The organism is Succinivibrio faecicola, assembly GCF_019448115.1.
In the GTDB taxonomy this organism is placed as follows: Bacteria; Pseudomonadota; Gammaproteobacteria; order Enterobacterales; family Succinivibrionaceae; genus Succinivibrio; species Succinivibrio faecicola.
The window spans coordinates 1-22590 of the sequence record NZ_JAGFNY010000010.1 but is presented as its reverse complement, the minus strand read 5'-3'; the positions used below and the strand labels follow the sequence as shown (position 1 = coordinate 22590).

At 36.3% G+C, this 22590-nt stretch carries 20 protein-coding genes, 1 tRNA gene and 1 other RNA gene; 12 read left to right on the top strand and 10 right to left on the bottom strand.

Annotated features, from left to right (window positions below):
- The first annotated feature begins 27 nt into the window (after window positions 1-27).
- Window positions 28-864: a 16S rRNA (cytidine(1402)-2'-O)-methyltransferase gene (gene rsmI / locus J5V48_RS04285; protein ID WP_219937327.1), complete on the top strand. Its 837-nt coding sequence runs from the start codon at window positions 28-30 to the stop codon at window positions 862-864.
- 60 nt (window positions 865-924) lie between these two features.
- Here rsmI and J5V48_RS04280 read toward each other — a convergent pair whose 3' ends face one another.
- Complete coding sequence (locus J5V48_RS04280) at window positions 925-1395, bottom strand: nucleoside deaminase (protein ID WP_219937326.1); 471 nt, start codon at window positions 1393-1395, stop codon at window positions 925-927.
- A 150-nt stretch (window positions 1396-1545) separates the two neighbouring features.
- Between J5V48_RS04280 and rnpB the strand changes: the two genes are divergently transcribed.
- Both rnpB and J5V48_RS04270 read left to right on the top strand, forming a co-directional pair.
- Window positions 1546-1919, top strand: an RNA gene (rnpB, locus tag J5V48_RS04275) — RNase P RNA component class A.
- 109 nt (window positions 1920-2028) lie between these two features.
- Window positions 2029-3792, top strand: a complete 1764-nt coding sequence (locus J5V48_RS04270) for a penicillin-binding protein activator (RefSeq protein ID WP_219937325.1) — start codon at window positions 2029-2031, stop codon at window positions 3790-3792.
- A gap of 67 nt (window positions 3793-3859) precedes the next feature.
- On the opposite strand, the gene J5V48_RS04265 is transcribed toward J5V48_RS04270, so the two are convergent.
- The 3 genes from J5V48_RS04265 to J5V48_RS04255 all read right to left on the bottom strand — a co-directional run bounded on the left by J5V48_RS04265 (window position 3860) and on the right by J5V48_RS04255 (window position 5476).
- Complete coding sequence (locus J5V48_RS04265; protein WP_219937324.1) at window positions 3860-4363, bottom strand: stringent starvation protein B; 504 nt, start codon at window positions 4361-4363, stop codon at window positions 3860-3862.
- A gap of 74 nt (window positions 4364-4437) precedes the next feature.
- Window positions 4438-4776 (bottom strand): branched-chain amino acid transporter permease, encoded by a 339-nt coding sequence (locus J5V48_RS04260; protein ID WP_219937323.1) that lies wholly within the window; start codon window positions 4774-4776, stop codon window positions 4438-4440.
- A complete protein-coding gene (locus J5V48_RS04255) occupies window positions 4769-5476 on the bottom strand; it encodes an AzlC family ABC transporter permease (protein ID WP_219937322.1) in 708 nt (235 codons plus the stop codon). Before J5V48_RS04255 ends, J5V48_RS04260 begins: the two co-directional genes overlap by 8 nt.
- Window positions 5477-5577: 101 nt before the next feature.
- Between J5V48_RS04255 and J5V48_RS04250 the strand changes: the two genes are divergently transcribed.
- The gene (locus tag J5V48_RS04250) at window positions 5578-6132 is read left to right on the top strand and encodes a helix-turn-helix domain-containing protein (protein WP_219937321.1); all 555 of its coding nucleotides are present in this window, start codon (window positions 5578-5580) and stop codon (window positions 6130-6132) included.
- A gap of 104 nt (window positions 6133-6236) precedes the next feature.
- Here J5V48_RS04250 and rpsI read toward each other — a convergent pair whose 3' ends face one another.
- The 3 genes from rpsI to nagA all read right to left on the bottom strand — a co-directional run bounded on the left by rpsI (window position 6237) and on the right by nagA (window position 8473).
- Window positions 6237-6629 carry a 30S ribosomal protein S9 gene (gene rpsI / locus J5V48_RS04245; protein ID WP_219937320.1) on the bottom strand — a complete coding sequence of 131 codons (393 nt, stop codon included), beginning with the start codon at window positions 6627-6629 and terminating at the stop codon, window positions 6237-6239.
- 13 nt (window positions 6630-6642) lie between these two features.
- Entirely contained in the window at window positions 6643-7071 is a 429-nt protein-coding gene (gene rplM / locus J5V48_RS04240) for a 50S ribosomal protein L13 (protein WP_219937319.1), read from the bottom strand.
- A 283-nt stretch (window positions 7072-7354) separates the two neighbouring features.
- Window positions 7355-8473 (bottom strand): N-acetylglucosamine-6-phosphate deacetylase, encoded by a 1119-nt coding sequence (gene nagA / locus J5V48_RS04235; protein ID WP_219937318.1) that lies wholly within the window; start codon window positions 8471-8473, stop codon window positions 7355-7357.
- A 225-nt stretch (window positions 8474-8698) separates the two neighbouring features.
- On the opposite strand from nagA, the gene J5V48_RS04230 reads away from it, so the two are divergent.
- From J5V48_RS04230 to J5V48_RS04210, 5 genes are all read left to right on the top strand, one after another.
- Window positions 8699-9211, top strand: coding sequence for a LapA family protein (locus J5V48_RS04230; protein ID WP_219937317.1), 513 nt, complete (start codon window positions 8699-8701; stop codon window positions 9209-9211).
- 33 nt (window positions 9212-9244) lie between these two features.
- Window positions 9245-10621 carry a DegQ family serine endoprotease gene (locus J5V48_RS04225; RefSeq protein ID WP_219937359.1) on the top strand — a complete coding sequence of 459 codons (1377 nt, stop codon included), beginning with the start codon at window positions 9245-9247 and terminating at the stop codon, window positions 10619-10621.
- A 149-nt stretch (window positions 10622-10770) separates the two neighbouring features.
- Window positions 10771-14487, top strand: coding sequence for a DNA polymerase III subunit alpha (dnaE, locus tag J5V48_RS04220; protein WP_219937316.1), 3717 nt, complete (start codon window positions 10771-10773; stop codon window positions 14485-14487).
- Window positions 14488-14694: 207 nt separating this feature from the next.
- Window positions 14695-15369 carry a single-stranded DNA-binding protein gene (locus tag J5V48_RS04215; RefSeq protein ID WP_219937315.1) on the top strand — a complete coding sequence of 225 codons (675 nt, stop codon included), beginning with the start codon at window positions 14695-14697 and terminating at the stop codon, window positions 15367-15369.
- A gap of 54 nt (window positions 15370-15423) precedes the next feature.
- Window positions 15424-16515 (top strand): S1C family serine protease, encoded by a 1092-nt coding sequence (locus tag J5V48_RS04210; RefSeq protein WP_219937314.1) that lies wholly within the window; start codon window positions 15424-15426, stop codon window positions 16513-16515.
- Between the two features lie 3 nt (window positions 16516-16518).
- Here the strand turns inward: J5V48_RS04210 and bioB are convergent, their stop codons facing one another.
- A complete protein-coding gene (gene bioB, locus J5V48_RS04205) occupies window positions 16519-17505 on the bottom strand; it encodes a biotin synthase BioB (RefSeq protein WP_219937313.1) in 987 nt (328 codons plus the stop codon).
- A gap of 449 nt (window positions 17506-17954) precedes the next feature.
- Between bioB and J5V48_RS04200 the strand changes: the two genes are divergently transcribed.
- Entirely contained in the window at window positions 17955-19565 is a 1611-nt protein-coding gene (locus J5V48_RS04200; RefSeq protein ID WP_219937312.1) for a methyl-accepting chemotaxis protein, read from the top strand.
- 111 nt (window positions 19566-19676) lie between these two features.
- The gene (locus J5V48_RS04195; RefSeq protein WP_219937311.1) at window positions 19677-20462 is read left to right on the top strand and encodes a ZIP family metal transporter; all 786 of its coding nucleotides are present in this window, start codon (window positions 19677-19679) and stop codon (window positions 20460-20462) included.
- A 25-nt stretch (window positions 20463-20487) separates the two neighbouring features.
- On the opposite strand, the gene J5V48_RS04190 is transcribed toward J5V48_RS04195, so the two are convergent.
- On the bottom strand, window positions 20488-21483 hold the full coding sequence (locus J5V48_RS04190) for an HNH endonuclease (RefSeq protein WP_219937310.1): 996 nt from the start codon (window positions 21481-21483) through the stop codon (window positions 20488-20490).
- Window positions 21484-21629: 146 nt separating this feature from the next.
- Between J5V48_RS04190 and J5V48_RS04185 the strand changes: the two genes are divergently transcribed.
- Window positions 21630-22271, top strand: coding sequence for an HAD family hydrolase (locus J5V48_RS04185; RefSeq protein ID WP_219937309.1), 642 nt, complete (start codon window positions 21630-21632; stop codon window positions 22269-22271).
- 127 nt (window positions 22272-22398) lie between these two features.
- Here J5V48_RS04185 and J5V48_RS04180 read toward each other — a convergent pair.
- Window positions 22399-22474 (bottom strand) — tRNA-Thr (locus J5V48_RS04180).
- Window positions 22475-22590: the final 116 nt, after the last annotated feature.

Here is a 22590-nt window from a genome sequence, read left to right as displayed (position 1 = left end):
TCAGTAAGATCAATTACGGTATCAGTTATGGAAAGTGCACTTTATATTGTTCCAACTCCTATTGGAAATCTTGATGATATAACCTTAAGAGCAATCGATGTTCTAAAGAATGCAACCTTAATTGCAGCAGAAGACACAAGACATTCAAAGATTCTCTTAGACAAGCTTGGCATAAGTTCAAAGAAAATGATCAGCTGTCATGATCATAATGAGGAAGAGAAAGCACAGATTATCATCAGTGAGGTGAAAAACGGTGGTATTGTTGCGCTTATCTCAGATGCAGGCTCTCCGCTAATTAACGATCCTGGATATAAGGTCGTTACTCATTGTGCAAAGGCTGATGTTAAAGTTGTGCCACTTCCAGGACCTTGTGCACTGATTACAGCTTTAGAGGCCAGTGCTCTTCCAACAGATAAATTCATGTTCAGAGGCTTTTTCCCAGTTAAGGAAAAGGAACTTGAAGAAACTGTATGCTCTCTTAAAGATGCTGACTATACATGTGTTTTCTATGAAGCTCCAAGAAGAATCATCGCTACAATGGAAGTTGTAGGCCGCATTCTTCCAGAGCATGATGTTACATTGTGTAGAGAAATGACAAAAACATTTGAGTCTTTTTACAGACTCAAAGCAAAGGATGCCGCAGCATTTTTAAAAGAAGATCCTGATAGAACAAAAGGTGAATTTGTTGTAGCAATCGGATCTTTGAAAAACGATATTACTGATATCCCTGAAAATGTTAAGGATGCAGTCAGTGAACTTATCAGAACTGCTCCTGTAAAACAGGTTACTGCGGTAATTGCAAAACTGACAGGGCTGAAGAAAAACGATCTGTACAACTACGCATTAAGCCTAAAAAATGAATAACATAGGACAAAAGAAGATCCGTTTGGATCTTCTTTGTATCTGTATAGGTTTACTCCAGTATTAGTATATTTCTCCACTCATTTTCTTGTATTCTTCAAAAAGTACATTCGCTCTGTCTCTGTCTATCTGTGTTATTTTAAGAACACAACTGTCTTTGCACTTCTTTTCAATATACTCATAGATGAAAGCATCTCTAAATCCAGCCTTATCAGCATCATCTGCATTACAGCCATACCATATCTCTTTTATATTTGACCATATGATTGCTGACAGACACATAGGACAAGGCTGACAGGTCGTGTATAGAATACAACCACTCAGATCGTGAGTATTAAGTGCCTTACATGCTTTTCTAATACAGCAAATCTCTGCATGTGCTGTAGGATCATGCTCTTTTAGAACCTGATTTGAAGCATAAAAGATCTGTCCGTCTTTTGTGATTATGGCTGCACCAAAAGGACCGCCTTCTCCATTATTCATGGTTTTTCTTGCCTGATTTACAGCATTATCTATTATTTTTGAATCTATCATTTTCTATACCGCTTTTTTACTATTCACGTTCTATTAGGTAGTATAGATTATTTTTCAGTGTTGACTCATCTAATAAATGCATTAGCTTTTATTGCAATAATATATTCAAGAATTAAAAAAAATTCAGACCATTATGGTAGAATACTACGTTGAGTCGACCGGGCAATCGCTGCCTTGCATACGTGTTTACGATATGTAAGCATACGCGCAAGGGGGAGGAAAGTCCGAGCTCCATAGGACAAGGTGCCAGGTAACGCCTGGAGAGCGCAAGCTTATGACCAGTGCAACAGAAAGGATACCGCCAGAAATGGTAAGGGTGAAATGGCGAGGTAAGAGCTCACCGCTTGTACAGTAATGTATGAGGCAATGTAAACTCCACCTGGAGCAAGATCAAATAGGCCTTCTATAGTCTCGTCCGGACTGAAGGCGGGTTGATTGCTTGAACTGGCGAGCGATCGTCAGTCTAGAGGAATGATTGCCACTGCTTTGCAGGACAGAACTCGGCTTACAGGTCGGCTCAACTATCAATATCTCTTCACTTTTTCTGAATTTTACAATCTTGCTGACAAATCAGCTCGGCTTACTCACTTTATGATAAAATAAAGCAGTTATATTGTTTTTTAGGAAAATATTGTGAAAGCAAAAAAATCCATTTTAAGCATGGCCCTTGCCACTGCAGTTTGTATCAGTTCAATTACTGGCTGTTCATCAGATACTGCCACAAGGACTTTAGCTTCAAGCAACGCATTTGGAAATCTAAACCTTTCTGTACAGGAATATCAGAAACTATATTCTAATTCTGAAGAAAAAGATCAGTTTAAAGCACTGACTCTGCTTGCAAGATCTCAGATAGTTGCAGGTGACTACGCTCATGCAAATGAAAGCATCAACGAAATGTTTTCAAAAGCAAAGAACGATGTGCAAAAAGATCAGGCATCAATTGTTCTTGCAATGATGCAGTCAAAGCAAGGTTATACTGACGATGCCATTGCAACCTTAAAGGATGTTAACTACAAAGCTCTGCCAAGACAGGCGCTTTCTTATTTCCTCATTCTGAACTCAAACATCAATAATTTACAGTTCCAGAAAACAAAGAATCCAGAAAACGGTATTTATGCATTCAAGAATCAGGCAACTCTATTAAAGCTTGTTGATTCTAAAAATGACAGAAAGAAAGTCATTGAAAAGTCAGTTTCTATTTTAAGTGCAATTGATGAAAAGTCATTGGCTTCTGCTCTATCAAGATCAAACAATGAGATCGATAAGGGTTTCTATGAATACTCAATTATCAGCAGAACATCAAATGATGAATTAAAACAGAATCTTTTAAATGATTTTGCAAAACGATATTCAGATCATCCTGTAACAGAAGTTGTTCATATTGAACCTGTTGATGAGCAGGATAATGTAAAAGAAAGCAACTCTATTGCAAATGTAGATTCAAAAGCAATCTTTACTCTTCCTGAGAATGCAAAAATAGCAGTTCTCCTACCTCTAAGTGGCCGTTTTGCACCATCTGTTGGTGAACCTGCAAAGCTTGGCATTCTTACAGCTTTAAAGGATAGAAATATCAAGGCAAATGTTGTTTTCTATGATACCAACAAAGAAAGCATTTCTCAGATAGTTGCTACCCTCAAAGCTAACGGAACAAAACTGATTTTAGGACCAATCCTAAAACCTGAAGTTACCGCTTTAAATAATACCGGTATCAAAATTCCTTCAATCGTATTTAACGAGTCAGAGACAGTTCGTCCTGTAAATCAGTGGTATTTTGATTTAGGCCCGAACTACGAAGGCTCTATTGCAGCATCAAAAATCTTTGCAGATCAGAAACAGTCTGCTGTTGTTATAAGCAAGAATAATGATCAGAATGCAAAACGATCAGCAACTGCATTCAAGCATACATTTGCAAAAACAAAACTCACAAGCAATTTCTGTTTATACAATAGTGCATCAAATGCAAAGAAGGAACTGTCTAACTGCCCTCTTTCAGAGGTTCAAGCTGTATATCTGAATGCATCAACTAATGATGCTGTTTCAATAAAACCAATTATTCCTGCAACTGCTCAGATTTATCTAACTGACAAGAGCTATATGGGACTTAACAATTCTTCATCTGAATTTGCTTTAAAAGGTGCCCTTTTAGGCGATATGCCATGGCTCTTAACTGACAGTCAGTTAAAGGAAAGCTTCATGAAATCTTTACCTAAGGCAAATCCTCAGGTTCAGAAGATCTTTGCTGCAGCATATGACAGTGTTGCTTTTGCATACAGCATTGAGCAGCTAGCAAACAACAGTGAAGATGTTCTTCATGGTCTGACAGGTGATATTACATTAGGTCAGGATGGCTTAATTGAAACTTCACCAATGTGGGTTGAATTAGGTAAGCTTCGCTAGTCCTAATACTCGCATATTGAAAAAAGAGCTGATTTATCAGCTCTTTTGTTTTTTTATATGATTATTTTTAAACAAACTCAAAACCAGGCTCTTTGCTCTTGTCAGCTTCAGGATCTTTTTCATTATTCTTCTGCAAACTTTCTGCACTGGCAGATTCTGAATCTTTTGTTTCAATCTCAAATTCAGGAGTATCTTTTACTATACCTTCATCTGGATATATTTCATCTTCAGGTGCAAGGTCTAGCTGTTCTAAGGCTCTGCCAATTGGCAAAGCAGCCTGAGCTTCAACTGCAATAAGCTGTTCAATTGCTGAGTAAGGAACATATATATCCTCAGATTTTCCTGCAAATCTTGCCTTGAAAGATATCGCATTTGAAGATGCATGGAATGAATCTATAGATGATGGCAGCAAACTTAGAATAATAGAACCATCTGTAATATAGCTTTCAGGAACTATAACTCCTTTATAGGTTGCATTAACCAGAATATGAGGTGTCATTTCATTTTCAATAATCCAGTTGTAATAAGCATTAAACAGATATGGTTTCAAACTTTTTAATCGAACTGCCATTTGTATCTCCAGTTTTTTTTCAATTATACATTATAATCAACCAACTTATCCTGATAGATCTCATGCAGAAAAAATTATCTGAATATAAACTGAACCTCAATCATATAAATTATTGTTCCAAGTGCTATAGATAGCATCATATTTCTTTTGTACATATGTACCAGAACCGTAACAGTTATTGCAATAACTTCTGCAGCACCGTGACCTGGAGCACTAGGATCTACATCTTTAAGGCAGTAAACAAGCAGCATTCCGAACACGGATAAAGGAAGAACTGATCCTAGATATACTATAAAATTCGGAAGCTTTGAATTTCTCGAAAAAATTATAAATGGAAGAAATCTGCATATCATTGTTCCTGCAGCACACATTCCTATAATTATGCACTGCTCTGTAAGAGTTAAATTATCCATTTGGCAGTAATCTTCCTTTCATTTTTCTTGTATATAAGTACTGTAAAGACAGAATTGAAAAAATAATTATCATTGATGCAAGTAAAAATGAATCCTTACCAAGAGTTACAAGACAAAGTGCTGTAACACCTATTCCAATAATACCGTTTTGATGTTTCTCATCATTTTTCCACTGCTCCAGAAAAATAACTACAAAAAGAGCTTCCATTACAAACCAAAGACCTGTTGTGTCAAATGTAATAAAATCTCCTAAAATTCCTCCAAGAACTGAGCCTGATACCCAGTAAAAATGGTTTAACAATGTTACAAAAAAGAAACACCAACCTTTATCAAGATGCTCTGGGACCTTACTTGTATAATTTATGGAAAAAGTTTCATCGCACATTCCATAAATAAGATAGTAACGCTTTATTCCAAGTCCTCTATATTTATCAAGCATAGAAATTCCATAAAACAGATGCCTTGCCTGTACTACCAGCGCCACCACAAGAGCACTTAATGGAGCGAAAGTACTTAAAAGCATACTGACACAGATAAATTCCAGTGAGCCACCAAAAATAATAAGACTCATAAGCATTGGATATACAAATGAAAATCCTGCGACATTCATATATGTTCCGTATGCAATACCAACAAACCAGAATCCTGTAAGAATTGGCAAAGTTCTTGGAAAAACAAATTTAAATGCTTGAAACTTCATAGTAGTAATTTATAATAAACAAAACAAACAATATATTTAACAGAATATAACGTTAAATATAATTGATCAAGTGTTAATTTTAATAAACTCTCAATTTATTTATGGATATAAATCAGGTCATTTCCAGAAACCTTCAGCAATTAAGACTTCAGACAAATATGACCCTTGGAAAACTGTCTGAAAAAACAGGACTTTCCAAAGCTGTTCTTTCTCAGATAGAAAAAGGTAATTCAAATCCAACTATTAATACTATCTGGAAGATTGCAGAAGCATTTGGTGTTACATATTCAGCCTTGCTTGAATCAAAAAGAGTTACAGCACAGAAGGTTACTCTCGATCAGGTAGCTTTTCAGAAAGATGATGATGGTCATTACAGAATCGGTTGTATATTTCCATCTAATATAAACAGAAATTTTGAAATGTTTATGCTGATCCTTGATCCTGACAGTGAACATGTAACAGATGGTCATAAAAAAATTTCAGAAGAATATCTTTTTGTTCAGGAAGGATGTATAGAAATCGTAGTTGAAGATACCAGCTTTAAACTAAAAACTGGCGATTCTATGTGCTTTGATGGAATGGTTCGACACGTTTATAAAAATCCATATCAAAGAGTAGCAAAAGTATACTGTATGAATTATTACGGTAATAACTGACAATGATTGATTGAAATGAAGCAGAAGAAAATCTGATTTATTTTGGGTAAAGAAAACCTCCGCCTTTTGGGCAGAGGTTTTGAATACAATATAAATTGTATAAATTAACGCTTTGAGTACTGTGGACGCTTACGAGCTTTGTGAAGACCAACCTTCTTACGCTCTACAGCACGAGCATCACGAGTTACGAAGCCTGCCTTACGTAATGCAGGACGGAATGACTCATCATACTCAATTAAAGCTCTGGTAATACCGTGACGGATAGCGCCAGCCTGACCAGAAATACCACCACCAGAAACAGTGATGTATAAGTCAAACTTATCACCAACCTCTAAAAGCTCTAAAGGCTGAGCTACAACCATACGTGATGTAGGACGGCCAAAGTACTGCTCTAAGGTCTTACCGTTGATCTCTAACTTACCTGTACCCTGCTTTAAGAAAACACGAGCAGTTGCGTCTTTACGACGGCCGGTACCATAATACTGATTTGCTGCCATTTGCTATTGCTCCTTAAAACTTGATAACCTGAGGCTGCTGAGCTGCATGATTATGAGTCTCACCAGCATATACCTTTAGCTTACGGAACATAGCACGACCTAGAGGTCCCTTTGGAAGCATGCCACGAACAGCCTTCTCGATTACGTCTTCTGGCTTGCGAGCAAGAAGCTTCTCGAATGACTCTTCCTTGATGCCACCTGGGTAACCAGTGTGGTGGTAATACTTCTTATCAGAAGCCTTGTTACCTGTTACCTTTACCTTTGAAGCATTGATAACGATAACATAATCACCAGTATCCATGAATGGAGTATACTCTGGCTTGTGCTTACCACGTAGACGTGTAGCAATCTCAGTAGCTAAACGACCTAAAGTTAGGTCAGTAGCGTCAATTAGTAACCAATCTCTCTTAATAGTAGATGGTGTTGCAACGAAAGTTTTCATTAAAAAACCCTTAATTTAGTAAGGAATAAATCCTTATAAAACATACAGATCAAAAATGATCTGCTCTCTTTCCAAACAGACTGATTCAGTCTGCAACAAGAAACTAGGGTGGGAAACCTGTTCCTCGTTTAGAGGGGCAATGCGATATTTTAAACAAAAATAAAATTTGTTTCAAACTTTTTTTAAACCTAAATTGAGTATTTATTTCAGCTTCTTAAAAAGTCTGAATTTTGTATTCAAGATGATCTTCTTTTGAATCAACTAGTTTGGTTGTTTTGAGCAATTAAGATATGAATTTTCCTCTAAGACAAACAGAATTTATGGATAAATCATCGTTAAGAACAATAAAATCAGCTCTCTTTGAAATATCAATCGATCCTACCTTATCAAATATTCCAAGCTTTAATGCAGGATTTTTAGTACAGGCAATAAGAGCATCCTCAATTTTTATATTTGCTTTTTTTACTGTATGAATAAAACAATCATATAAGGTAGATACAGATCCTGCAATTGTTCCATCATGCAGTCTTGCTACATGATCCTTTACAAAGACTGCCTGTCCACCTAAAGAATACTCTCCATCATCAAGGCCAGTAGCCATCATTGAATCTGAAATCATTATGAGTCTATCAGTGAACAGATTAAACATCATTCTTATAACTGCATCATGTATGTGAGTTCCATCGCAGATGAGTTCTGCAAAGACATTAGCACTGTCAAAGGCTGCAAGAACAGGACCTGGAGCTCTGTGATTTATTGGAGACATTGCATTAAAAGAATGGGTAAGCTGTGTTATACCTGCATTCATTGATAATAGTGCTGTCTTATAATCACAAGAAGAATGACCAAGACTTAAATTGTACTTGTTTTTGTACTCTTTAATAAAATCCATGGCTCCGTCTGATTCAGGTGCAATTACAACAGTTCTGACAAGACCTCCACTTGCTGAATCAAGATCGTCTATAAACTTTCTATCCGGTTTTAAAATACACTCTATTTTCTGTGCACCGGATTTCTTTTCGCTGATAAATGGACCTTCTACATATATGCCCTCAAGGGACGACTCACCTTCTGAACATTTGAACTTCTTTGCATTTGAAAAAGCTCTGATTAACTCATCTTTTGATACTGTCATAGATGCAGGAGAAAAGGATGTAACCCCGTTTTTGGCAAGAAAGGAAGCTATCTTTGACAGAGTGTCATAACTTGCATCTAAAAAATCAGCTCCACAGGCTCCATGAAGATGCATATCAATAAAACCAGGAACAATTATTTTTCCCTTTAAATCAACTGAAATATCATCTGCCGATTTTTCAGAAAACACTGTTCTATCTGTATATACGGTTCTAGTATCAAAACACTTGTTTTGTACATCAAATACCTTGGCATTAGTTATCTTCATAAAAAACCTAAATAATAAAATGATTTTTTTCCTGATTTTAAAGCCAAAAGCTCGATTAATGATATAACTGAGCTCATGTTTTTAATATCTAAAAATCAAAAAGTTACATATTTTACGATAATATATAAGAGTGTGACGATTTTTTCTTTAAATGTAATACTATATTTCATTTAATAATCTGTTTGTCTTACAAAAAGACTATAAACTGTAAAAAAGGTTTTCTATATGAACGAGTACTTCTTAATACTACTCATGTTTCTCTTAGGTTTCGCTGCTGGATCATTAGCTTGTTACCTGATTCTTGCACGTATCTATAAACACAGAAGAGTTAAAGATGAACTGCTGAAAACCAAAAGAAAAGCAGTCAAAGCTCAACGAACATTGGACAGATTTGTTAAGACCTCCTTAGATCTGTTCTCAGAGTTAGATGAAGTACATCGTCAGTATGCAACTTTCTTAAAAGACAGTATTGAACATATTTCGCCTAAAGAGCTAGATAATTTCCCAAATATAAATAAATCAGTTCAAGGAAATGGCTTATTTAAGGCATTCCCTGATATTTCAGAAGATATATCAGAAAAAAATTCTGAAAAAAATGAAACTTTAGACGAAATTCCGACTCCAAATGTATTGAAGTCTCCAGAAATTCCAGTACCAAACGAAATTTCTCAGATTTTAAAACAAGAAAATAAGGAACCTGATGAAGATGAAAATCAGGAACCAATGATAAAACTATAATAAACCTTGGAGTTAGATTTAATGATAAAAACAATGAAAAAGGCTTTTGCGGTTTATGCATTAGGTGTAGCAGCGCTTTGTGTTACAGGACAGGCTTCAGCTACTACAGTAGTAGAAGGTCTTGCAGCAGATGGTAAAATTCCATCTTTATCCCCTATGCTCAAAACAGTACTGCCAGGCGTTGTTAATATATCCGTTAAAGGCAAAAAGGACGTACAGGGATTTGCTATTCCAGATGAGTTCCGTTTCATGTTTCCAGGAATGGGAGATGCTTTTGGTTCAGCTCCACAAAAAAGAGATTTCCAAGCATTAGGCTCTGGTGTAATCATAAATGCTAAAGATGGTCTTGTAGTAACAAACCATCATGTTGTTGCAGATGCAACCGAAATTAAGGTTCAGTTATCTGACACAAGAGAATACGAGGCAAAACTCGTAGGTTCAGATCCACATACTGATCTTGCATTGTTAAAACTAAAGAATTTCAAAAAACTGACCCAGATTACTCTGTCAGACTCAGATAAACTTGAAGTTGGAGATTTTGCTGTTGCCATAGGTAATCCATATGGACTAGGCCAGACAGTAACATCAGGCATAATTTCTGCACTTGGCAGAAGTGGACTGAATATCGAAAATATTGAAAACTTTATCCAGACAGATGCTGCAATCAATTCAGGTAACTCTGGTGGTGCTCTTGTAAATCTTAAAGGTGAGCTTATAGGTATCAATACCGCAATTATGGCCCCATCTGGCGGAAACATCGGCATTGGTTTTGCCATCCCATCTAATATGGTTAAGACTGTAACTGAACAGCTTTTAAAGTATGGTGAAGTTAAAAGAGGAATGCTCGGTGTTCAGGGCACTCAGTTAAATGCTGATCTAGCAGAAAGCTTTGGTTATGAGGAAAACTCAGGCGCCTTTGTTAATGAAGTTATCAAGGGATCTGGTGCTGATAAGGCTGGCATTAAATCAGGTGATATCATTACAGCAATCAATGGTAAGAAGATTACCACTTTCGGACAGCTTCGTGCTGAGGTTGCAACACAGCGTGCTGGCACAAAAGTAAAGCTGACTGTTTTCAGAGACGGAAAGAGTCTTGATATCGATGTTGTGCTTTCAGACAGTTCTTTTGGTACAACAGCATCAAAAGAAGAGACTAAGCAGATCTCTCCTGCATTTGATGGAGCAACTTTGACAAATGCTAAAAATGGCGGTGTTGAGGTTACTGATGTCGCTCAGGGTTCTATGGCTGCAAGATTCGGTCTTAGAAAGGGAGATATTATTACCGGTGTAAACCGTTCTGATGTAAAAACAATAAATGATCTGAAAAAGAGCCTTGAAAAGGTTAAAGGCAGAATCTCTGCTATCAGAATCAACAGAAATGGTGGAACTCTTTACATTACATTGAAGTAATCTAAATAGATCATTCAAGCCAGGGCCTGCCCTGGCTTTGTTTTATTTTTTGTCGAAAAAAAATCAAATATTAATTCTGTTTTGAATTTAAAAATCCCATTCATAGAACTGAAAATGATAAAATTACAGCTCACAAGGAGAAATGTCTTATGAGCGGAAATAACCTTCCATATGTACCACTTCATGTAAGATCCTGTTATTCAATCAATGACGGTCTGCAGAATGTTGGTGATATTGTTAAAAGGGCAGCAAAACTAAAAATTCCTGCAATTGCTGTTACCGATTTTAACAATATGGCAGGTTTCGTTCGTTTCTACTCTGCCTGTATGAATTCAGGAATAAAACCAATCATGGGTGCTGATCTGCAGGTAAAAGAATACTCAAGACCAGGTGAACCTGAAAAAATATTCACCGTTACACTCCTTGCAATGAACTCTAAAGGTAAACAAAACCTGTATGACATTCTCTCTGATGCATGGGTTAATACTGCAAGTCCTGATATTGCTCAGGTAAGAGCAACTATAGATGATCTGCTCAAATACTCTGAAGGCATTATCATGCTTAACGGTTTTAGAGGTGATATTGCAGCTTTTATTGCAGAAGATAATATGCAGAAAGCAGAACAGAGAATAGAACTATACAAACAATACTTTGGCAGCAGATTCTGTTTTGAAATTACAAGAACAAACCGTGAAGGTGAAATGGCTTTTGAAAGTGCTGCCTTAAATCTATGTATCAAACATTCTATTGCGCCCGTTGCATCAAACGACACAAGATTCTTGCTAGGACCAAATGAAGTTCCTGAAGATGGTCTTTCAGACTACTATGTTCATGATATAAGAGTATCTATTCAGCAAGGTTGCCAAAAAGGAAATAAGGATAACGCAAGAAGATATTCTAAAGAGCAGTATTTAAGATCGCCAGAGGAAATGGCTCAACTGTTTGCGGATATCCCAGAGGCTCTTGAAAACACAAGAAAGATTGCAGAACTTTGTACAGTCAGAATTGAACTAGACCATCCAAGACTTCCAAGATATGACACAGGAGATCTATCCACTGCAGACTGTCTTAGAATGAAGGCACATGAAGGACTAGAGAAAAGACTAAAATTCCTGTTCCCAGATGAAAAGGTAAGAGAAGAAAAACGCCCTATTTATGAAGCCAGACTTGAAACAGAGCTGAACGTTATCATAACCATGGATTTCCCAGGTTACTTCCTTATCGTGATGGAATTCATTCAGTGGTCTAAAGAGCATGGTGTACCTGTAGGTCCTGGTCGAGGCTCTGGTGGAGGATCTCTGGTTGCTTATGCGCTAACCATTACAGACTTTGATCCATTAAGATTTGATCTACTATTTGAAAGATTCTTAAACCCAGAACGTGTTTCAATGCCTGACTTTGACGTTGATTTCTGTCAGAGAAAAAGAGCTCTTACCCTTCAGCATGTTGTTGATCACTACGGTAGAACTGCTGTATCTCAGATTGCTGCATTCGGTACTCTTGCAGCAAAAGCAGCTATTCAGGGCGTAGGTAGAGCTATCGGCGTTCCTCTTGGACGTGTCCGTCATGTTGCAGGACTGATCCCGGAAAAACCAGGTACATCTTTCAATGATTGTCTTGGAATAGGAAAAAAAGGCGAGCCAAAAGAATCTGAAGCCCCTGATTTTTTAAACATGTATAACACGGCAAAAGCAACCGATGATAAAGAAACTATCGAGCTTATTGATGTTTCAAGACGACTCGAAGGTGTTATAAGAAGTATCGGTAAACATGCAGCAGGTGTTGTTATCTCTCCTACAAGAATTGCTGAATTTGCACCATTGATGCTTGATTCTGACGGTAACCCAATTACCCAATACGATAAAAAAGATGTTGAGCATGCAGGATTGGTTAAGTTCGACTTTTTAGGACTGACTACTCTTACAATCATCGACGATGCAAAAGAGATGATTGATGAGATGCTTGCACGAAATAAAGATAAGATTGATCTTAAATCAGGCCCTTATGAACTCAATGAAAAAGGAAATCCTGTAATCAATATTGCTGCTATTCCATACGAAGATGAAGCATCATACAAAATGATTCAGGAAACAGAAACCACTGCTGTTTTCCAGTTAGAATCAACTGGTATGAGAAAGCTTATAGGAAGCATGAAGCCTGACAGATTCGAAGATCTTGTTGCGCTGGTGGCTCTGTACAGACCAGGACCTTTAGGTTGTGGTATGGTGGACCATTTCGTTGACAGAAAACATGGTCGTGAAGTGGTAAGTTATCCTTTACCTGAAGCTCAGGATCTTGATTTAAAGGAGATCCTTGATTCAACCTATGGTGTTATCGTATACCAAGAGCAGGTAATGCTTCTTGCACAGATCCTTGCAGGCTACTCTCTTGGTGGAGCGGATATTCTTCGTCGTGCAATGGGTAAAAAGATCCCTGCAGAAATGGCAGCACAGCGTGAAGTATTTAACGCAGGTGCACTCAAAAAAGGTAAAGATCTGGAAATCATGACTAAGATTTTCGATCAGGTTGAACAGTTTGCTGCATACGGTTTTAACAAATCACACTCTGCAGCATATGCACTAGTTGCTTGGTGGACTCTCTATCTAAAAGTTCACTACCCAGCTCAGTTTCTTGCAGCCATGATGACTGCTGACTGCATGAAAACTGAAAAACTGATTGCCTATATCGGTGAGTGCCATAGACTTAATGTTGATGTATGCCCACCTGATGTAAACATCGGTAAATTCCGTTTTGGTTGTGATATAAAAGGCAATGTTATCTATGGTTTCTCCGCTATCAAAGGTGTTGGAGAAAGGCTCGTTGATCACATTGTAGAAGAGAGAGAGAAGAACGGAAAATATACTGATTTCTTTGACTTTGTATATAGAGTTGGAACAAATTTTCTATCAAAAGGAACATTAGAAGCTTTAGTAAAAAGTGGGGCTTTAGACAGTATTGGACCTAGCAGAGCAAAAATGTATGCATCTATTCCTACAGCATTAAAATATGCACAGCAAAAAGCGGAAAATCTGTCTACAGGTCAGCTAGATCTGTTCTCGATGATTGATGATCCAAATACTAAGCCAGCTTATGTTAACTGCAAGGAATGGTCAGATAAGGTAAGACTTTTCCACGAAAAGCATATTCTTGGTTTATATCTGTCAGGACATCCTATCGATCCATATAAAGCAGAACTTTTAAGATACTGCGGCGAGCTTACCTTAAACAACATGATACCAGGTACGATGGATAAACCTAACTTTGTTACAGTAGCAGGAGTGGTTATCAGCGTAGTAGAAGGACTTTCATCAAAGGACAATAGAAAATTCTACCGTATTGCTATTGATGATAGTACTTCAACCTTTGAATTCATGCTCTTTGGATCACAGGCAGAAGCATTTGAAGAAATTCAAAAATCTATTTTTGATAAAGGCAAGAAAAAAGGCTCTAAGGCAGCAGAAGAAATTCCATCCCCACTTGTAATTGTAGTTCAAGGCTTTTTATCCATGACCAATGATGGATTGACTCGACTCAGAATCAAAAAGCTTGAGACTCTTGAAAGCCTAAGATTAAAAAATGCAAGAAAAATTGTATTAAATCTAAGCTCACTTAATGTAGAAGAAAACATTGAACAAATAGACGAAATTATGCTCAGAAACCGTCTATATGTACCTGAGATTAATCAGATGATACAAAGTTCAGATGAGCCTGATCTAATTACAAAAGGGTGCAGCATCGACCTTATTGTTGATAACAAACTAATGAAAATTAGAGATGACCGCTTCAGATTTGCACCTACAGATGATCTGATTGAAGGGATCAGAGACATAGTTGGTAATAACGGAATCAAAGTCATCTACAGCTAAATTTTATGCACGGAAAATAATTACTGATAGTTCGTTTTCCGTGCAAAATAGAAATAATAAAAAGTTTTTGAAAATTAGAACTTTTTCTCAAAAATACCCCATGTATCTTATGATAAAATTACTTGCCTAGATCGTGAGACGAACTAGTAATTTTCTTCGCCACGAAACCTAAATTTAATGCGATACCTATTTTGAGGAGAAAATATAATGGCAGGCGGATTCAACAGAGTCACACTAATTGGTAACTTAGGTGATGAACCACAGGTAAGACCTTCACAATCAGGAACTACAGTTGCAACAATTACTCTTGCAATCAACGAATACAGAAGGGATCAGAATGGAAATAAAACTGAATCAACAGAATGGGTTCGCGTAGTTGCTTTTGGTAAAAATGCAGAAATCATTGGACAGTACCTACACAAAGGATCTCAAGTTCACATTGAAGGTAAACTAAGAACAAGAAGTTATGATGACAAAGATGGCAACAAGCGTTATATCACTGAAGTTGTATGTGATCCTGCAGGTCTTCTAATGCTTGGAAGCAAAGCTCCTCGTGAGGAGTCTTATGACATGCCTCAAGGCAATCCATCTTTCCAACCTCAGCAATCTAATACATATGCATCAAATCAGAATGGAAATTATGGACAATTTGGACAGAACAATTCACATGGTTTCCAGATTAATCAGAATCCACAAACAACAATGTTTAATCAGAATCAGGGAGTAAACAATTCCTTCAATCAGAGTATGACCAGCCGACCACAGAATGGTTATGCTTCAACTTCTGTTTCCTCTCCTTATCCTGGATCACAGAATAATTCATTTACTCCAAATCCTGATAATGATATTTCTGTTCAGGATGATAATGAATTACCATTCTAAACAACATTTAATGCTCACCTAATGGTGGGCATTTTGCAATGAGTCTGTCTTTATATGAAATTAAAACAAGCCCAAAAGAAATTCATCTCATTGTTTCTACTATGTACTGCAGGAATCATCATTGGTATTGGAATTCTTTTCTTTAAACCAGGTACTGGCAAAAAAATAGGCACATTCCTGAACGAAATTGCAATGACAAATGATGGATATTCCTACGCAGTTGGAAAGGCAGCTCCAAGTGTTGTAAACATCTACGTTGCAAATCTGAATGAGAACTACACTCTACCAGATAATTCATCAATTACATCATCTGCATCAGGTGTAATTATGGCCAAGAGTGGCATTATAGTTACAAACTACCATGTAGTTCCTTCAGGAAATGAGCCAAATAAAGCTATTTTCGTTCAGACAAGAGAAGGCAAGGTCTATCAGGCTTTTGTTGTAGGATGCGACAGAAGAACAGATATTGCTGTTCTTAGAGTAAACAATGTTACTTTACAGCCAATTTCAGTCAGCAAAAAAGAAGTTAGAATCGGAGATATTGTTCTTGCAATTGGCAATCCAAACAATCTTGGACAGACTGTAACACATGGTATTATCTCTGCAACAGCAAGATCTGGAACCGGTCTTGTAACTCGTGATCAGATGAATATTCGTGATGGAATACAGGAGCTTATACAGACAGATGCTCCAATCAATCAGGGTAACTCTGGTGGAGCTCTTATCAATACAAAAGGTGAACTTGTCGGTATCAATACAGCATCTTTCTCTGGAGCTAATACTTATGGTATTGGATTTTCCGTTCCTGTAAAGCTTGTATCTGAAGTTATGGACGAAATAATACGTCATGGAAAAGTAGAAAGAGGCTACCTGGGAATTGCAGATGACGAAACAAAGAACCTGGGGCAGAATAATGGTGTAACAATCGGATATGTCGATCCATTAGGACCTGCATTTGGAATTTTAAAAATAGGAGATGTCATTACAAAGGTTGATGATATTCCAATTAATAATGTAAAAAGCCTGATCTATCTTATCTCTAAGAGCAAACCAGGCTATTCAATGAAATTTGAGATTATTAGAAACAACGCAACTAAAGTCTATAAAATAACTTTAGCTGAAGATAACACCGCTGTTATCAACTAATTTTTAATTTTCAGAAGCTATCGGTTCAATTTTTGAAACAACCTTTGATGAACTGATAGCGGCTGATATATCATCTGCGACAGTTAATCCTGCAGTTGTAAGCATATCACCAGTGATTTCCGCATTGATTCCGTAATTATATAAATCAGTAAAGTATTTCTGAATAAGAAGTCTGCCTCCGGCAAGACGAAGAACAGTCTTTGGAAGAATATGTCTGAACATTGCAATTGTTCTTCTGACTTCATCAGGATGTACAGTTTCTCTATCCTGAAGAGGAGTTCCCTTTATAGGATTCAATACATTTATAGGTGCAGAATCTACTTTTAGTTTTCTAAGTTCAAGAGCAATATCTACTCTATCAAGATCGGACTCACCCATACCTATGATGCATCCCGAGCAGATTTCAAGACCAGCTTTTTTGGCCATTGCAATAACATCTTCTTTTTGCTTAATAGTATGGGTAGTACAGATTTCTTTAAAGAAATTAGGGCTTGTCTCAAGATTATTATGATATCTCTTAAGACCACTTTGCTTAAGCATTACAAAATCGTCATAATCAAGAAGACCTAACGATCCACAACATGATATTTTCAGTTCACTGGTGATCTTTTTGTATGCCTCTGAAATTACCTTTAATTCGTTTTTAGCTAATCTAACACCAGCTGTTACAATTGAAAAACGATGAACGCCTCTTTTATCATTGTATTTGGCTTCTTCAAAAAACTGATCTACTGACTTTAGAACTGATTTTTCAATTTCAGTATTGTAATATCTGCTCTGAGAACAGAACTTACAGTCTTCAGAACACTTACCGCATTTTCCATTTGAAATACAGCACAGTTCAATAGCTTCTTTAAAAAAATGGGATGTAATCTTGCTTGCGCTTTCTTTTAACTGCTCAAGAGGTGCATTATATAATTCTAATGCCTCTTCCCGGCTTAACTCATAACCGTCAATAATTCTGTCAGCAAGCGTATTAAAGTCAATCAATTGTATCTCCTAGTTTTTATGTATTTCTTACATATTCTATACACACCTGAAGTTTCTCTTGCAGGCAGCAATATTATACACAAAAGTATGAAAATTGATTTATTGTGAACTGCATTGAATGTTTTCATAGAAAAAGAAAGTGATTACTTCTAAAGACATTATTTTGTTGATATTAATCACAAAATATTTTTTTTGGGTCAAAAAAAAAAATACTTTTATTTCAAGTAATTACCATTGTTTTTATATTAATTATCTTTATAGTAACTTCCTGTATTTATTAAGCACTTCACATTTTAATTTTTTTCGTATTGTCTAAATAAGAATTTTTACTATCATAAAACTAAAACGATATGCAAATTCTTACAGAATATGCATATAGAAAAAAAATAATTGTTAACTGAACACAATTATAAGGATATTTCAGTTTACCTTTATGAGGGCATATGAACATGGCATTTTTTGATCGTTTGTCTATCAGACATAAATTCACTTTACTCCTTTGTGTTAGCTTCATCTTTCTTCTTGCTGTTGGTGTTATCTCAACTTATAAAGCATTAAAAGCACACAATTCATCACAATATGTAGTAACCACCATTATTCCATCGATAGATGCAATCGGAAAAATTACTGCTACATTTAAAGAGGTTCGTATCAGCGCAATTAAGCTTCCTACTGCACAGGGTAAAGCAAAAGAGGAGTTAATTGAGAAATATACAAAAGATAGCAATGACATACGTGGTGCTCTTAGAAAACTTGAAAAGGTTTTTAATTCAGAGAAATTAGAACCTGTTTTAAAAACACTAGAGAAATATGATCATGTTGTAAAAAACATACTTTCACCATTGTGTGACAAAGGAAGAGTTTTTGAGGCAACTAATGTTATCAGTGAACAGTTAGTACCCCTTGGAAAGGAATTTGACAAAGAAACAGATTTTCTTGCAAATGAGTTAGAACAAGAATCTGTTGCATCATCAAATGAGCTTGAAGCTGACGTAAATCCAACAATTACAATCGTTGTACTTGTAATTGTCATCATTGTTAATGCCTTAGCCTTAAAACAGCTTGCAAAGTCTATTACATCAAGAGTAAGAGTTTTAGCTAGCTCATCAGATAACATCGCTTCTGGTGATTTAACAAACGCAGTTCCTCACATAGGTCATGATGAACTTGGTACATTAAGACAAAACCTTAATAACCTGACAGAGAATCTGCATGCTATCGTTTCAGATATGAACAATGATGCTTCAACTTTAAGCACATCATCACAGGATCTGACTACTGTTGCAAATGAGATTGATTCAAAGGCAACAAACGTACTTGATAAACTAATTACAGTTTCTTCTGCATCTGAAGAAATGGCTGCAACATCTCAGGAGATTTCTTCAAACTGTAATCTTGCAGCGACTTCTTCTGATGCTACCCAGAAGATGGCTCTTGAGGGAATGGATTCTGTTATCAATACTGTTAACGAAATCCGTATACATTCTCAAAAGACTCACCAAGACGCTCAGCTTATCCTTGAGCTTGACCACAAGACTCAGGAAATCAACACCATTATCACAACCATTGAAGATATCGCATCTCAAACAAACCTGCTTGCTCTAAATGCTGCAATTGAGGCTGCAAGAGCAGGTGAACATGGAAAAGGTTTCGCTGTGGTTGCAGATGAGGTTCGTGCACTAGCAGTTCGTACAGCAGAGGCAACAAAGAAGATTTCGACCATGATTACAACTGTTTCTACAGATGTTAAGAATGCAAACGAATCTATTACTGAAACTGTAGAAAAAATGGGTGAAATTGCTACTAACGCTGAAGGTCTGCAGTCAACATTAAAGCAGATCACAGATAAGATTGGTGAAGTTAATATGGAAATTACTCAGATTGCTGCTGCAACCGAACAACAGTCAAGCACATCTAAGGAAATGTCATTAAATCTCCAGTCTATCAAAGATATTACTAGAGATATGGCAGATACTGCTCACCATTCAGAAAGTATCGCATCTACTTTCAAGGATATTTCTAGCAGAATGAATACTACTGTAGGTAAATTTACTATTTAATTGTGCATTCATATGCTTACCTCTATACTTTACGGTATAGAGGTTTTTTTGTAGTTTTTACATTTGTTAGTTTATACTAACAATATTGAATTAGTAAAAGAAAGATCCACTATGCTTACAGAAATTCAGACATACACTCTTTTTTCAGGTCTTTTTATATCTTTGTGCACAACGGCAGGCGCTGCCATTGTTTTTCTCATAAAGAGAAACAATAATGAATCAATTGCTCAGATTACACTTGGTTTTAGTGGAGGAGTGATGCTTGCTGCATCAATCTTTTCACTACTTCTTCCTGCACTAGAAGGATCTGAAGGACGAGGAGCAAATCTGCTGCCTGTTGTCATTGGATTTATACTTGGTATAACGCTTCTTATTATCATAGATAAGTCTCTCCCACATCTTCATGCACTGTCTGACACACCAGAAGGACCTAAGACTAATTTCAATAAATCTACTCTGCTTTTTCTAGCATTAACGATTCATAATATTCCTGAAGGTATGGCACTTGGTGTTGCAATTGCTGCATTCAGTATCGATCCGTCAACTATATCTATGATTGTAGTTCTTGCTTTCGGTCTTGGGCTTCAGAATATTCCTGAAGGTGCAGCTGTTTCTATGCCACTGTACATTGAAGGAAAAAGCAAAATTAGATCTTTTGTTTTTGGAGCTTTATCAGGCATAGTAGAACCTATTGCAGCAGCCATCGTTGTTCTTTGTTCATCTTTTGTCGCTGATTTACTGCCATTTTTCCTCTCTTTTGCAGCAGGAGCTATGCTCTATGTTGTTGTCGAGGAGCTGATACCTCAGTCACATGAATTTGAGCATTCTGATAAGGCAACTATTTCTGTGCTCTCAGGATTTATTCTTATGATGGTTTTAGATGTAGCTTTAGGCTAATTTTGATTAAAAAAATAAAAATGGCTTATATAAAAACCGATACGTCCCATCTTCTAAATCCATTCACCAATGCATACTCATATAGATTATTAATGGTGGAATCTGTATAGCTGTTTGTATCTATCCTGTACATGTCCTCTATTCTTAATGACTCATTTATTAGAACATTATTACGTTCAACAATATCATGAATAAATTTCTGTGGAGCAAGCTTATTGTTCTTCTGAGTATTACAGTGTGGACAAGCCAGAACAAAGTTATATAACCGATCCTCTTTAACAAAAGACCAGGGAATAAAATGATCCACGTGAATCTTACTTTTGAGTGATTTTCCACAGTAAAAACAGTTATGACATTCAAACTCTTCATAAAGGATCTGACGATACATACTAAGATCTGATCGTTGAGTACTTACATCAAGTTTTGTTGAAATTAACTTTGTATATTCTTCAGAATTTACCTTTTCAAGAAAGCGTGACCACTCAAAGTAGTTTACCTTTTCAAGCATCACTTTATTTGTGCACAGATATTTATATACAGTAGGATTAAACTGAATAACTTTTGTCTTCTTAGAAAATGAGTACATGCTCCGTGAAGAATCATCATATAGTGCTCCTACTACATATTTTGAACATTCAACTTTTACTGCTTTTATGATCTGTAATTTCTGTTCATTAGACAGAGATTCAAAAGGTATTACTTCACCGTATCCAAATGAATCAAATAATCCTTTCAGAATTGTAGTAATCTTTGCATTTTTTCCACTTTGCTGATTTAAGTTGTATTTAAGAATAAGATTCCAGTAACTCTCAGCAAAAGTTGAAAAAACAGTATCAAAAGAAAGACTAAGAGATGAATCTACGTTATACAGATTATCAAGTAATGACTTTATAAAACCGAATTTATAGCTGGTAGTATTTCTGCTAGATGGAGAAAATATCGAAGCAAAAATTCTGGAAAGATCACTGTCAGATAAAGATATCTTTGAATATTCACCTTCCGTAAGTGCCCAGCCAGCCATATTTACAGTCTCTTAGTAAAACAACCTAATCATTCTATCACTCAAATGGTAATAAAACTTGAACATACAGAGAATCTTTAAACATAATATATGTTTTACTGTAAAATGAAAGCAAGTAATCAGTACATTTTATTACAGTTAAAAATATGAAATATATTCTCTTTGATCTTGATGGTACCTTAACTGAATCCGGAATTGGAATTAAAAGAAGCGTTCAGTATGCTCTAAAAAACTTTAACATAGATGAAACTGACGACGAAAAATTAAGACTTTTTATTGGCCCGCCTTTATTCGATTCATTTACTAATAGATACGGATTAAATGAGGAGCAGGCTAATAAAGCAATCGAACTTTACCGAGAAAGATACAGAGAAAAAGGTATATTCGAAAACAGACTGTACGATGGAATTAAGAATATGCTCTCTGAGCTTAAAGCAAGAGACTTAATTCTTGCTGTAGCATCATCAAAACCTGAAGTATTTGTTATCAAAATCCTTAAATTCTTTGATATAGATAAATACTTCTCAGTAATTACAGGAGCATCTTTAGATGGCAAGTTATCAGCCAAAAAAGATGTAATACGTAAAACTCTTGAAATGCTAAATGCAACAAATAACAAGGATCAATGCATCATGATTGGCGACAGAGAACATGATGTAAAAGGTGCTATTGAAAATTCTATTAACTGTATAGGATGTTTGTGGGGATACGGATCTGAAAATGAGCTAAAAAAGGCTGGATGTAGCATATTAGTTTCAACACCAGATCAAATCACATCTATATTATAAAACATGGATTCAAAGAGAGAGAAAATTCTGATTGTCCGTTTTAATGTAGTGGCTCTATTATTTATATCAGAATAATATTCACAAAGAGAATAAAAAAACAAAAAAACCACCAAAAGGTGGTTATGACTGGTGCTGATACCGAGAATCGAACTCGGGACCTCACCCTTACCAAGGGTGCGCTCTACCAACTGAGCCATATCAGCACGGAGCAAATAGATTGTTGCGATAAACGCTAGAAAGGGATGCCTGGCAGTGACCTACTCTCACACAAACGTACGTTGCACTACCATCGGCGTAACTGCATTTCACTTCTGTGTTC